The organism is Streptococcus parauberis NCFD 2020, from assembly GCF_000187935.1.
Classification (GTDB): Bacteria; Bacillota; Bacilli; order Lactobacillales; family Streptococcaceae; genus Streptococcus; species Streptococcus parauberis.
On record NZ_AEUT02000001.1, the window covers coordinates 756313 to 769607 of the forward strand.

Annotated in this window: 15 protein-coding genes; 1 reads left to right on the forward strand and 14 read right to left on the reverse strand. The window is 36.7% G+C overall.

Annotated elements, in window-relative coordinates; genetic code table 11:
- Positions 1-87 precede the first annotated feature (87 nt).
- The 7 genes from SPB_RS03840 to lepA form a co-directional block, all read right to left on the reverse strand.
- On the reverse strand, positions 88-942 hold the full coding sequence (locus SPB_RS03840; protein ID WP_003105522.1) for an aldo/keto reductase: 855 nt from the start codon (positions 940-942) through the stop codon (positions 88-90).
- A 109-nt stretch (positions 943-1051) separates the two neighbouring features.
- Positions 1052-2212: an Mbeg1-like protein gene (locus tag SPB_RS03845; protein ID WP_003105186.1), complete on the reverse strand. Its 1161-nt coding sequence runs from the start codon at positions 2210-2212 to the stop codon at positions 1052-1054.
- A 123-nt stretch (positions 2213-2335) separates the two neighbouring features.
- Complete coding sequence (locus tag SPB_RS03850) at positions 2336-2800, reverse strand: GNAT family N-acetyltransferase (protein ID WP_003104598.1); 465 nt, start codon at positions 2798-2800, stop codon at positions 2336-2338.
- A 26-nt stretch (positions 2801-2826) separates the two neighbouring features.
- On the reverse strand, positions 2827-3474 hold the full coding sequence (locus SPB_RS03855) for an HD domain-containing protein (protein WP_003104008.1): 648 nt from the start codon (positions 3472-3474) through the stop codon (positions 2827-2829).
- Positions 3467-3925: a peptide-methionine (R)-S-oxide reductase MsrB gene (gene msrB, locus SPB_RS03860; protein WP_003103319.1), complete on the reverse strand. Its 459-nt coding sequence runs from the start codon at positions 3923-3925 to the stop codon at positions 3467-3469. The genes SPB_RS03855 and msrB overlap by 8 nt, the downstream gene beginning before the upstream one ends.
- Positions 3915-4382 (reverse strand): GNAT family N-acetyltransferase, encoded by a 468-nt coding sequence (locus tag SPB_RS03865; protein WP_003105965.1) that lies wholly within the window; start codon positions 4380-4382, stop codon positions 3915-3917. Before SPB_RS03865 ends, msrB begins: the two co-directional genes overlap by 11 nt.
- Before the next feature lie 466 nt (positions 4383-4848).
- Positions 4849-6681 (reverse strand): translation elongation factor 4, encoded by a 1833-nt coding sequence (lepA, locus tag SPB_RS03870; RefSeq protein ID WP_003105526.1) that lies wholly within the window; start codon positions 6679-6681, stop codon positions 4849-4851.
- 185 nt (positions 6682-6866) lie between these two features.
- On the opposite strand from lepA, the gene SPB_RS03875 reads away from it, so the two are divergent.
- The gene (locus SPB_RS03875) at positions 6867-7319 is read left to right on the forward strand and encodes a hypothetical protein (RefSeq protein ID WP_003104446.1); all 453 of its coding nucleotides are present in this window, start codon (positions 6867-6869) and stop codon (positions 7317-7319) included.
- 45 nt (positions 7320-7364) lie between these two features.
- On the opposite strand, the gene ndk is transcribed toward SPB_RS03875, so the two are convergent.
- From ndk to glmM, 7 genes are all read right to left on the reverse strand, one after another.
- The gene (ndk, locus tag SPB_RS03880) at positions 7365-7799 is read right to left on the reverse strand and encodes a nucleoside-diphosphate kinase (RefSeq protein WP_003103789.1); all 435 of its coding nucleotides are present in this window, start codon (positions 7797-7799) and stop codon (positions 7365-7367) included.
- Between the two features lie 81 nt (positions 7800-7880).
- Entirely contained in the window at positions 7881-8510 is a 630-nt protein-coding gene (locus tag SPB_RS03885) for a TIGR01906 family membrane protein (RefSeq protein WP_003102574.1), read from the reverse strand.
- Entirely contained in the window at positions 8507-9274 is a 768-nt protein-coding gene (locus tag SPB_RS03890) for a TIGR01457 family HAD-type hydrolase (RefSeq protein ID WP_003105971.1), read from the reverse strand. Before SPB_RS03890 ends, SPB_RS03885 begins: the two co-directional genes overlap by 4 nt.
- A 15-nt stretch (positions 9275-9289) precedes the next feature.
- The gene (locus tag SPB_RS03895; RefSeq protein WP_003105299.1) at positions 9290-10024 is read right to left on the reverse strand and encodes an acyl-ACP thioesterase domain-containing protein; all 735 of its coding nucleotides are present in this window, start codon (positions 10022-10024) and stop codon (positions 9290-9292) included.
- Positions 10025-10032: 8 nt separating this feature from the next.
- Positions 10033-11163 (reverse strand): radical SAM family heme chaperone HemW, encoded by a 1131-nt coding sequence (gene hemW, locus SPB_RS03900; protein WP_003104204.1) that lies wholly within the window; start codon positions 11161-11163, stop codon positions 10033-10035.
- 47 nt (positions 11164-11210) lie between these two features.
- Positions 11211-11867 (reverse strand): GNAT family N-acetyltransferase, encoded by a 657-nt coding sequence (locus SPB_RS03905; protein WP_003104923.1) that lies wholly within the window; start codon positions 11865-11867, stop codon positions 11211-11213.
- Between the two features lie 58 nt (positions 11868-11925).
- Positions 11926-13278: a phosphoglucosamine mutase gene (gene glmM, locus SPB_RS03910; RefSeq protein ID WP_003104383.1), complete on the reverse strand. Its 1353-nt coding sequence runs from the start codon at positions 13276-13278 to the stop codon at positions 11926-11928.
- Positions 13279-13295 lie beyond the last annotated feature (17 nt).

Consider the following 13295-nt stretch of genomic DNA (forward strand, 5'->3'; position numbering starts at 1 on the left):
CCCTCTTTTCTATTTCTTCTATGATAATCCTTGGAGTTAACTCTAAGTCAAGAGAAAAATAAAAAAAGTTGAAGAAAACTTCAACTTTTATTTACCACTAAAGACTGGGAATTTTGTATATTCGCCATAATCTGTTACATTGATTGCTTTTAGAATTGTCATATCCTTACTATCTACCGTGAAATCAAGTTTCATATTAGTCAACATATGATTTGGGTTAGTTGATTTTGGCAAGGCAACCATTCCCAATTGCATAACGTATTTGATACACAACTGAGCAGTTGACACCTGATACTTTTCGGCCATTTCTATAATTGTAGGGTTCTGTAATGCTTGACCATGTGCAATTGGTGAATAAGCTTCAAGAATAATATCTTCTTTTTGACAAAACTCGATTAAGTCAAATGGTGTATTTCCAATATGTGTTAAGATTTGATTTACGACTGGTTTAACTGTGCCATGTTTAAGAATGTTCTTCAAATCATTGATAAGGAAATTTGATACCCCAATCGATTTTACTTTTCCAGCTTTTTGAGCATCTTCAAGGGCTCGCCATGCTTCCATATTCCCTTTGTCATAGTTTTTATCCGTTTGACGCCATTCAGTCCATGGCTGTGGACTATGAATAATCATTAAATCTAAATAGTCTAAACCTAGCTTTTTTAAGGACTCATCTATTGATGCGGCTGCATCATCATAATTTTTATGTTCAGCTGCTACTTTACTAGTTACAAAAATCTCTTCACGAGGAATCCCGGATACGAAAATACCTTTTCCTACACCAGCTTCATTACCATATGCTTGTGCAGAATCTATATGACGGTAACCCAACTTTAAAGCTTGGGATACGACGGATTCAACATTCTCATCATTAATCATCCATGTTCCTAAACCTAAAACTGGGATGACTAACCCATTGTTCATTTTTACTGTCTCAACCATAATTAAACCTCCGTTATTAGTCTATTATAGCATTTGCCCCTTAGGGTCGGTCAACTATAAAACGTAAACCGGAGAAGCTCAACCTTTAAAACTTGTTTTAATATTAATATTAAGCACGTTTCTTTAAAATAGCACCAATTCGTCCTTGGATTTTTTCAGATACTTCTCTTTTACGGATACCAGTATAATCATGAATTAATTGTCTCATGGATTTAATCATGACAGCTTTATGAGCTTGGTCGATTGAACGTAAACTACTGAGAACTTGATAGAAATTGACAAAGGCTTTTTCATCAAAAGTAAAGGCATGGAGGCTTGTGATACCACTACTGATTAAAGCATCAAAAAACAAATCACAAACCATCTTTAATTCCTGTTTTGAAAGTTGTCTATTCCATTCTTTAAAAGTTAATTCTAAATTTCGACTAAGACTGCTTGGATGGGGAACAGTTACAAATTTCCCTTTAGCATCGACTTGCCAACTACTTGTTTTATGTTGCAAAACTCCAAAAGCACTACTTTTAACAATTTTAGGTGGAACATCACAATAGAGCATAACTCCAACCACTGATTCTTGTGGTCGAATAACAATCAGTTTTTTTCTAATTGATTGATAGCCTGGTCTCTCTAATAAATCTTCTGATAAGCCTGGTGAATCTAATAAATAAACTTTCTTAATTGCCTCTTGATAACTAGGAGTAATAAAACTCGTTCCATAAAGGGCTAGGGTGCCACCCTTGGAATGTCCAGATACAATGATTTGATCCTCAGGGTTTTCATCTAAGTAATTTTTTATAAAGGAAATGGCTGCGCGATGAGCTGGAATCTCACGCATATAGGTTAATTTAAAATCTTCTTTCCAGCCAATCAAACTGTCATCTGTCCCACGAAATACTACTTGAACGTGGTTAAGACTTTTGATTTTAAAGACCATGCCCGCAAACTGGCGTTCAAATTCAACGTCAATTTCATTAATATAATGTGAAAGAGCTAATTCTTTAAAGCGTTTTGATTGTCTAATAGCATGAAAAAGATTCAATCTTTCTTTTGTTATTAAATAATTATAAACGCTGTTTAATAGGTCTTTCTCATCATCCACTGTCAATTCTGACAAGTAGACATCCGATTGACTGGTAATTGTTTCTTTAACAACATCATCAAAGGATAAGTAACCAATTTCATTGATGGCTACAATATCTAATTCATTGATTGGTAAATCTTTAAAACTTTTATTTTTATTTTCTGTAATATAATCAACTAATGTCGGCAAAATTTCACCATCTTTCTACTTCTAATTTTCATTTTACCGAAGATAAGATTAAAAATCAAGTAAAGGAAAAGCCTTTAATCAAGGCTTTTTTACTATAATTTTCTCATTTTTCACAGATAACCATTAAAGAATACGTTCCATTTGGGTCTGCTGAGGTATAAAATCAAGACCTAGGTAAAAATCATAAGCAGACTTGTTGGCATTCCAAACATTCAGAGTAAGGTTATAACAACCATTTTCACGTGCTAAGTTCTCTGCGAAACTCATCAGTGCTTTTCCAACACCTTGTCCGCGACTAGCCTCAGAGACACATAAGTCTTCAACATAGAGGCTTTTATATGGCAAACGAACTGGTGAATCAGGAATTTTAAATTCTAGAAATAAATGACCAAGTATTTGTCCATTCTTATCTGCATAAACATAAATTGGTTTGTTTGGTTGGTCTAAGAGTTCTTCTAAACTTTTTCGATTGAATTTTCCTGAGCCTTCCTTAAAGATATCTGGTCGCATCTGATGATGAATCAAACAGATATCTTTCAAAAGGACCAAAATTCCTGGAATATCTGATTTTTCAGCTAAACGTATCATATTCTGTCTCCTATTTATTATAAAAGCTAGCGCAGTCCGTCCCATTCCGCATAGAACTGGTCAAGGTACTGCAAAAGAAAGTTATGTCTTTGCTCTGCCATTTGACGGCCAAAAGTGGTGTTCATTAAGTCTTTTAATTTAAGCAATTTTTCATAGAAATGCATAATGGCTGTATCTTGGCCATTTCGGTAATCCTCTGGAGTTAAATCTTGACGAGGCTGCATGTTGGGATCATGAATAAGACGCCCTTTGTGACCGGAATAGGCCATACATCTGGCTATCCCAATTGCTCCAATAGCATCTAGTCGGTCTGCATCCTGAACCACTTTGCCTTCGATGGTATCAAGAACTTTCCCTTGCCCACCTTTGAAAGACATGTTATCAATAATATAAAGGATTTCTTTACTCGTTTGTGGCTCCATTAAATGATTAGCCAGCCATTCAATTATTGCTTGACGTGCGGCTTCAGGGTCAGCATTTAATTTTTCATCAGCCATATCATGGAGTAAGGCTGCAAGTTGACAAACGAAGGAGTCCGCTCCTTCTGCTTCAGCTATGGTCTTAGCAGTATTTCGTACGCGCACAATGTGCCACCAATCATGACCACTTGATTCGCCATCAAGTTTGTTTTTCACCCACTTTTGCGCTTCTTTTAAAACAAGCTCTTTATCCATTATCTTCTCCACCATCAAATAAAGCCAAGTAATTACCATAGCCTTTTGCTGCCATTTCCTTATACGGAATGAATTGCAAAGAAGCCGAATTGATACAGTAGCGTAAACCACCTTTGTCACTGGGACCATCATTAAAGACATGACCCAGATGAGAATTAGCTTCCTTGCTTCGTATCTCTATCCGTCTCATCCCAAAAGATTGATCATCGTGGTGTGTCACCGCACGATTCTCGACTGGCTTAGAGAAAGCTGGCCAACCACAACCCGAATTAAATTTATCTAAAGAAGAAAAGAGGACCTGACCATTCACCACATCAACATAAATCCCCTTTTCAAAAAAATTATCATATCGACCAATAAAAGCAGGCTCAGTCGCCCCATTTTGCGTCACCTCAAAAGCTAGCTGACCAATGCGATTTACTAGTTCTTTTGAATTAATTTCATTTTTCATCAATTAATAACTCCATTTCTATACAGGGAAGTTCCTCACCCCAGATTAACAATTCGCGCTTATCAACAAAGCCAAGGTGATGATAAAATAATCTAGTCAATTTATAATTTATATCAGGATGCTTATCAGACAATGTTTTAACAATAATCCCCAAGTAGTTGTTTACTCTCGCATATTCAATCAAATTATTTATTAACTGCCTGCCTACTCCTCGTTTATGGTATATAGGCTTTACTCCCATTGAATCAATTTCTAGAAAATCATTTGATTCAATAATAGAAAGAAAACCTATTATTTCATCATTATCGTATGCAATAAGACAAGGTACAATACAAGCAGATTCAATGTAGGCTTGAGTAGATTGTTCGATTCCAAACCATTCAGGTAAGGTTCTTAAAACTTCACTTGAAGCTTGTTTATTTATTTTATAATTCTTAGAACATATAATAGATACCATAACCATACCTTTCGAATCATTATTAATTTATTTTACCAAATTAAATAAGAAAGATGAACATTTTACTAGGGTCAGAAATATTCCATTTCAAAAATTAAGATCACTGAGAAACATTTCTATGTATTTAGACTGCTGATTTATTTTTTGTATTAGCTATAATTATTAAGTTTAAAAAGTCATAAATTATTAACTTAGAAATTTTTATTTAATAAACTCGTAAGTTTGACTATTAAAATTAAAGCTTAACTATTTTGTTTGCATAGTATTTAAAAAATTGTTAATTTCTTTACTTTTCTCAGTGGTATAATTATTTAAAATATCATGTTTTAAATTAATGGGAATTTTTTAGACGAGGCTGAAAAATTAAGCCTGGAATCCCTTGGATTTCTAAAACATTCATTCACTACAAATGAAAAGTACAAAAAATGAAGACAAAGTACTTTGTCTTCATTTTTAATAATAATAATTATTTCTTAGTATCATCATCCATTGATAGAACGCTTAGGAAGGCTTCCTGAGGTACTTCAACTGAACCGATGGCTTTCATGCGTTTTTTACCAGCTTTTTGCTTTTCTAAGAGTTTGCGTTTACGAGAAACGTCACCACCATAACATTTGGCCAGGACGTTTTTACGTAAGGCTTTGATGTCGGAGCGGGCAACGATTTTTTGCCCGATGGCTGCTTGGATTGGCACTTCAAATTGTTGGCGTGGAATGATTTTCTTTAATTTTTCAACAATGAGTTTTCCACGTTCATAAGCAAATTCGCGATGGACAATAAAACTGAGGGCATCGACTTTTTCGGCGTTGAGGAGAATATCCATTTTCACCAATTGTGATTTGCGGTATTCGGAAATCTCATAATCAAAGCTGGCGTAGCCGCGAGTTGATGATTTGAGCTTGTCAAAGAAGTCAAAGACAATTTCTGCCAGAGGAATCTGATAGATAACATTGACGCGGTTGTCGTCGATATAATCCATGGTCACGAAATCGCCGCGCTTCCTTTGGGCTAATTCCATCACCGCCCCGACGAACTCCTGAGGCACCATGATTTGAGCTTTGACGTAAGGTTCTTCAATAGACTCAACCTTAGTTGGATCTGGGAACTCAGACGGATTTGAGACGCGTACCATTTCACCATCAGTGGTGTTGATTTGGTAGACTACCGACGGCGCTGTCATGATCAAATCGATGTTGAACTCTCGCTCCAAACGCTCTTGGATAACATCCATATGCAAGAGACCCAGGAATCCACAGCGGAAACCAAAGCCCAAGGCTTGAGAGGTTTCTGGCTCGAACTGCAAGCTGGCATCATTCAGCTGCAACTTCTCCAAAGCTTCCCGCAAGTCGTTGTACTTGTTAGACTCAATCGGGTAAAGGCCGGCAAAAACCATTGGGTTCATTTGTTTATAGCCGTGCAGGGCTTCAGCAGCAGGATTGGTTGCAAGCGTGATAGTATCACCCACGCGCGTATCAGCCACCGTCTTAATAGATGCGGCAATGTAACCAACGTCTCCGGTTGCTAAGAATTCACGACCCACTGTTTTCGGTGTAAAAATACCAACTTCGGTAACATCAAAGGTTTTACCATTTGACATCATCTGAATCTTATCACCAGGTTTTACAATACCATTGATTATCCGAACCTGTAAAATAACACCACGGTAGGCATCGTAAGCTGAGTCAAAAATCAGGGCTTGCAATGGGGCATCGACATCACCAGATGGTGCTGGAACCTTTTCAACAATCTGTTCCAAGATTTCTTCAATCCCAATACCAGCTTTAGCGGAAGCTAAAACAGCTTCAGAGGCATCAAGACCAATCACATCTTCAACTTCCTGACGAACTCGTTCAGGATCAGCCGCAGGCAAGTCGATTTTATTAATAACTGGCAAGATTTCCAAGTCATTATCTAAGGCCAAATAAACATTGGCTAAGGTTTGTGCTTCAATCCCCTGAGCTGCATCAACAACCAAAACCGCTCCTTCACAGGCAGCCAGAGAACGCGATACCTCATAAGTAAAATCGACGTGACCAGGTGTGTCAATTAGATGAAGAATATAAGTCTCACCGTCTTTAGCAGTATAATTTAGTTCAATGGCATTTAATTTAATTGTAATCCCACGTTCACGTTCCAGGTCCATAGAGTCCAATAATTGGGCTTGCATTTCACGACTTGAAACTGTTTCAGTTTTTTCTAAAATTCTATCCGCGAGAGTTGATTTCCCATGATCAATATGGGCTATAATAGAGAAATTTCTAATTTTTTCTTGACGATTTTTAAGTTCTTGACTGTTCATTTTGGTTTCCTATACACATTTTTCAATTCATTATATTATATCAGAAAAGTATACTTCTAGCTAGATAAATAACATGAGCTTAATTGCTAATATGCTATAATCTCGTAATATAAATGAAATTAACATTATTTAATATATTGCAACAATTTAAGATATCATTTACATTTTTATGATATATTAATAGAATGAAAACATTAAATCTCACGGGAGAGAGATTTGGTCGCTTGACAGTTCTTGCTAAAACAAGCAAAAGAGCTGGAAACAATGAAATTGTCTATATTTGTAAATGTATCTGTGGCAATATCATTGAATCCTACACATCTCTTTTGCGACGTGGTAAAACACGTTCATGTGGATGTTTACAAAAAGATACACGTCTGTCTGACTTAAGCACCCTTAATCAAAAGAAGACTTTTGTTGATGGTGTTGAAATGGACATGTTTACTAATCGCCAGAATAAAAATAATACCACTGGTTATAAAGGTGTCTACAAGCATCACAAAGGTTATATTGGTCGTATCTGTGTCAAAGGTCAGCATCACAGTGGTCCGCTACGGGCAACCAAAGATGAAGCTTATCAAGATCGTTTAAACTTGAAAGATAAATACCTTCCTAAAATAGATACAAAAAAAGAATAGTCGCTCAGTTTTCAAATTTTGAAAATGTCAGAGCAGACTATTTTTTTATTTTTGATCTAATTCATGATTACCAAACCATAAATCAATTTCTCTAAGCGCTGCTTCAGGAGAATCAGAACCGTGGACCACGTTTTCCATACCCCCAGTATCCCCGGGTGCTTGCGCAAAATCACCACGAATTGTACCTGGTAAAGCATCCTTTGGATTAGTAACGCCCATCATAGTTCTCCAAGAAGAGACAACACGATTCCCAGAAATAATTCCAATTAAAATTGGACCCTTTGTCATATAAGCTTCCAACTCTGGATAGAAAGGCTTTTCAACCAAAGCACTATAATGCTGTTTTAGTAATTCTGGACTCGCTTGACAGAGTTCCAATTTCTCCAAGTTGAAACCACGACGTTCAATCCGGTACAAAACCTGACCAATCAAACCACGTTTCACACCATCCGGTTTTATCATAAAAAAAGTTTTTTCCATTAGAGTCCCCTAATCTATCTGTTTATATTATAATTCATTCTAACATGCTAAAACAAAAAAATGCAAGCGCTATCAGTGAACTTACATTCTTTTTTTTAGTTTTACAGAAATTAGATAGAATAGCCCAAATACAAACTCATAAATCCCCAAAAATCCCACAAAACAATGCATGAAAAAGTCTTCAGGTAGAATCCAGATAATTGGATCAGTACTAGGGTTAAAGGACCAATTACTTTTCCCTGGAAAGAGAACTTGGTGGAATAGGGTAAAGAAGTTATCAAAGCCAATCATCAGTGCGAGAAGAGCAATCAGTAATGGTAATAGAAAAGCCATTCTGAAAAAATTCTGATAAAAGATGATACTTTTATTCTTCAGTGAACTGATTAGAAAACGGATTGCAGGAAAGGCTAATATCAGAACGACTAATTGACAAAAATGAAAAAGCATTTTGACATCCTTGAAGTGAGCTAGTCCTTCTTTGGATGTTCTGAAACTGGCAAAAACAAGTTTATGAGTCAGAGGATTAGTTAGATAATCCATTAACCCATTAAAGTTATAGATAATTGAATGTTTAGACATAAAAATTGCTTTACTGATATTCAATACGTCTACTTCCGTTGGAAAAAAGACCCAAGCTAAATAGATGGTAACAAGCACAGAAAGGCCTAATAACCAAAACCAAAGAATTCCTAATTGTAGTTTTTCTCTCATTCCAAATCCCATTCCTCTAGGCTAGCAATGACATGGCTTGGTTGAATTGGCAAAGTTGGCACTTCTTCTGCTGCTGTAAAGCCAGTAGTTACTAAGAGACTTGCAATATCATTTTGAATACCAGCCATAATATCTGTCAAATAATTGTCGCCAACCATCAAAACATCTTTTCTGTCGATGTTGAGGATTTCTAAAGCCTTGTTCATGATAATCGCATTAGGCTTGCCAATGAAGACTGGTTGGATTCGTGTCGCCGCTTCAATCAAGGCCACCAATGAGCCGGCCCCCGGCATCAAGCCACGTTCCGTAGGAATGTTAAGGTCAGGGTTGGTTCCAATGAAGATAGCGCCCTTTTGAACTGCCAGCGTTGCCGTTGCTAATTTGTCATAAGTAACTTTGCTATCTAAACCAACAACTACGTAGGCTGGATTTTCTACATCTTCAGTATAGGCAGCTTGGGCAATTGCCGTCTTTAAGCCAGTCTCACCGATGACATAAGCTGTTTTCCCACGCGCCATATCATTCATGTAATCAACAGTTGCCATAGTTGCCGTGTAAATCGTTTCAAGAGGTGTCACGATATTAAACTGATTAGCCAACATCTCCTGAACCATCTCAGGCGTCCTAGTCGTATTATTGGTTACCAGCAAATAAGGAATGCCTTTATCCTGTAGGCGTTCAATAAATCTCTCACCAGCCGGAATTCGGTCCTTTCCCTTATAAAGTGTTCCATCTAAATCAATCAAATAGCCTTTATAAGTCAAATCTTGCTCCTTTTCTTAGTCTTCTATTTCTTTCCATTGGATAATGGCTTGCGCATGCAGATTGCCATCTGCTGTAATATCATGAGTCGTTGTCAGTTGGTCTTGTTCATATCTGGAAACAATAGTTCCATCAGGGGACACTTCCTTGATATATCTTAATTGAATTGCTACAGGGCGGTGCTTAGATAGGAAATCATAAGACATGACGTCATAGATCCAATCAAGGTATTTCCCATTGTTAACATGGCCATTCATGTCCAAGTCATAATAACGAACATTGTAGATTTTTTCTTTCGGATTTTCTAAAGTCTTGATTTTTGGTGTGCGACGTAATTTTTTAACGAAATCACTTTCGAAAGGCTGAACCAAATCAGTTGGAATATGGGCCACTTTACGAGTATCTGGGTCCATCAAGGCAAAGTGAGTAATAATTTCCGCCATTTGCTGATGGTCTTGGTCAAAAATTGTAAAACGACGGTAACAGAACAGTTTGTTATATGCAAAGGGCTCTGTCTCAATGGTAATTGTATCACCAAAACGTGGTAAACGGTCCAGTGTCAATTCATGGTCAGTAATAATCCAAATTAAATGGTAGTCATCCAATACTTTTTGGTCGCTCATTTGGAGCAACTCAGTTTGACGACCTGATAAACCAAGGCAATATGAAATCAAGTGAGGCAATTTGACATCTAATTTCACATCACACATATCAAAACCTAATTTTAATTCTTCTTTATAAATGAGTCCCATTTTTTCCCCTATTCTAAAATAAACTCTTCAGCAACTGAATCTCCCAGGAAAAGACCTTTCTTAGTCATTCTAACCTGATCTTGGTCTTCTTGTAATAGTCCTCGTTTAACTAATTTATCAACAATTTGACCATACCTACTATCAAATGAAATGCCAAATTTTCCTTGAAATCGACTTTTTGAAACCCCTGTTTTTTTTCTCAGACCAAGAAAGAGTTCTTCTTCCATCTTTTCATTAGCCGTGAGAACCTCATTGGTTAGTCTTGCATCGCCAGCTTCCACTGCAGATAAGTAGTGTTGGATGGGCACCCGATTGCGGTAACGCACACCATCCAAATAACCCGAAGCTCCAGCTCCACAGCCGTAATACTCATCATTGTTCCAATACATTAGATTATGCTGGCTATAAAATCCTGGTTTTGAAAAGTTAGAAATTTCATAGTGCTCAAAGCCATTGGCTTCCATTTCATTAATAATGTAGGTAAACATTTCAGCTTCTAAGTCTTCCGTAGGTAAGTTTAACTTACCACGGCGCATCTTGTTCATAAAAATAGTATGGTGTTCTAAAATTAAACTATAAAGGCTAAGGTGAGGAATATCCAAGGCCAAGGCCTTAGCCACATTTTCTTTGACTTGGTCCAATGTTTGACCGGGAAGTGCATAAATTAAATCAATTGAAATATTATGAAATCCAGCCTCTTTTAGACTGTCGATCGTACTATATATTTGTGCCTCATTATGGCTACGCCCAATTTGTTTCAAGTGTTTATCATTAAAGGTTTGAACGCCGAGTGAAACACGATTAACGGCTGATTTTTTCATAACCTCAATTTTATCCGGAGTTAAGTCCCCTGGATTGGCTTCAATAGTAAATTCTTCCAAATAAGGCAAATCTAAGTCTTTGACCAATTCGGTCAGGAGATAATCTAATTGTTGGGCTGTAATAGAAGTTGGAGTCCCACCACCTATATATATAGTCCGTAATTTCTTTATTCCAAAAGAGCGAAACTCAGCAATAAGAGCCCGTAGATAATCATCTACAGGCTGATTTTTGATAAAGACTTTTGAGAAGTCACAATAATAACAGATTTGTGTACAAAAAGGGATGTGCACGTAAGCAGATTCGGGTTTTATTAACATAACCTTATTATACCATTTTTGATTTTTTAAACATAGCTGAGTGGTTTTTAAGATGTGATATTCAGTTTCTTTTCCATTCGGATAAAATCGAAATCAGCTCCATTAGTTGTCTGTTTAAAAGTTTCAATCTTTTTATAACCGCTATTTGTATATAAGCTTATGGCACGACTATTAAAGGCAGCGACATTAAGAACAAGGGTGTCGCATGAATAATTAGCTTTAGTATAATCTTCAATCGTCCTAAGGAAGTCTTTTCCATAGGATTGACCTGTCCATTTTGGTGCCATACCAAGTCCAATTTCCAGCTCCTTATCATTAATTTCAAATGAGGCAAAGCCGAACAAAATACCATTTCGAATAACCTGGAAATAATTATTTTGCCGACCTTCAGGAGTGATTAATTCAGTATAATCTTCTGGATCGCCACTAAGATAATAAAAATCATATGGTGGATTGTACTGCCATTCATTTGCAATAACTTCTGCACTATGTTGACTCATAGGCATGATATAGTACCAAGGATTATCTTGCCATATTTGAAAGAGTTTACTAATGTACTTTAGTCTTCTTTTCTGAATATCAGCTTTATCTGATTGATAAATGTAATCGATATAACCATTTTGGTATTCTGGAATAATCGACTTAAAGTAAGCCGAGGCTTGAGGATCCAAGGCAGTAATTACAGCTTCAATTTGTCTTTTCACGTTCAATACCCTATCTAATTAATCTTATCAAAAAAGTGTCGTATTAACGACACCCTTTTTAGTCAATTCCAATTTCTGCACGGACAACATCAGCAATTGTATCAACATAATAGTCAACTTCTGCGTCAGTTGGAGCTTCAGCCATAACACGTAAGAGTGGTTCAGTACCACTTGGTCTTACTAGGATACGCCCATTGCCTTCCATTTTAGCTTCCATTTTTGTAATAATTTCAGAGATTGCTGGTACTTCCATGGCTTTATCCTTCATGCTATTTTCAACACGAATGTTAACGAGTTTTTGAGGATAAATTGTGACTTGAGCAGCTAGCTCTGATAATTTTTTACCAGTTTCTTTCATAACTTTTGTCAACTGAATAGCTGTTAATTGGCCATCTCCTGTTGTATTATAATCCATAATAATAACATGACCAGATTGTTCCCCACCTAAATTATAGTTGGATCTACGCATTTCTTCAACAACATAACGGTCACCAACTGCAGTTACAGCTTTGTTAATACCATGTTCATCTAAAGCCTTATGGAAACCTAAATTTGACATAACCGTCGTAACAATTGTATTTTGGGCAAGTTGACCATTTTCTGAAAGGTATTTCCCAATGATAAACATTACTTTGTCACCATCAACAATCTCACCATTCTCGTCGACAGCAATCAACCGGTCACTATCACCATCAAATGCTAACCCAATTTCTGATTGGGTTTCTTTTACTAGTTCTTGTAATTTTTCTGGGTGTGTCGAACCAATTCCATCATTGATATTTAAACCATCAGGTTTTTCACCAATAACAGAAATATCAGCATGTAAGTCGACGAATATATCACGGGCAGTAGCTGATGCAGCACCATTTGCAGTATCAAGAGCAACTTTCATGCCTTCTAAATCTAAGCCAGTTGAAACTAGAAATTTTTCATACTTACGTAAACCTTCTGGATATTCTACCAAAGTCCCAAGTCCATCAGCACTTGGTCGTGGAAGTGTATCTTCTTCAGCATCAAGTAAGTCTTCAATTTCCAATTCTTGATCATCAGCTAATTTAAAACCATCTGATCCAAAGAATTTAATACCATTATCTAAAGCAGGATTGTGACTTGCTGAAATCATAACACCAGCACTTGCTTTCTCAGTTCTAACTAAGTAAGAAACACCGGGAGTTGCAAGAACTCCTAATTTATAAACTTCAATTCCGACTGACAATAAACCAGCAATCAATGCTGATTCAAGCATCTCACCAGAGATACGAGTGTCACGTGCAACAAAGACTTTTGGTCTTTCTGTTTCATGTTGACTTAAGACATAGCCACCAAAACGACCAAGTTTAAATGCTAATTCAGGAGTTAACTCAACGTTAGCTTCTCCACGGACACCATCTGTACCAAAATATTTACCCATATTTATTTAAGCGACGA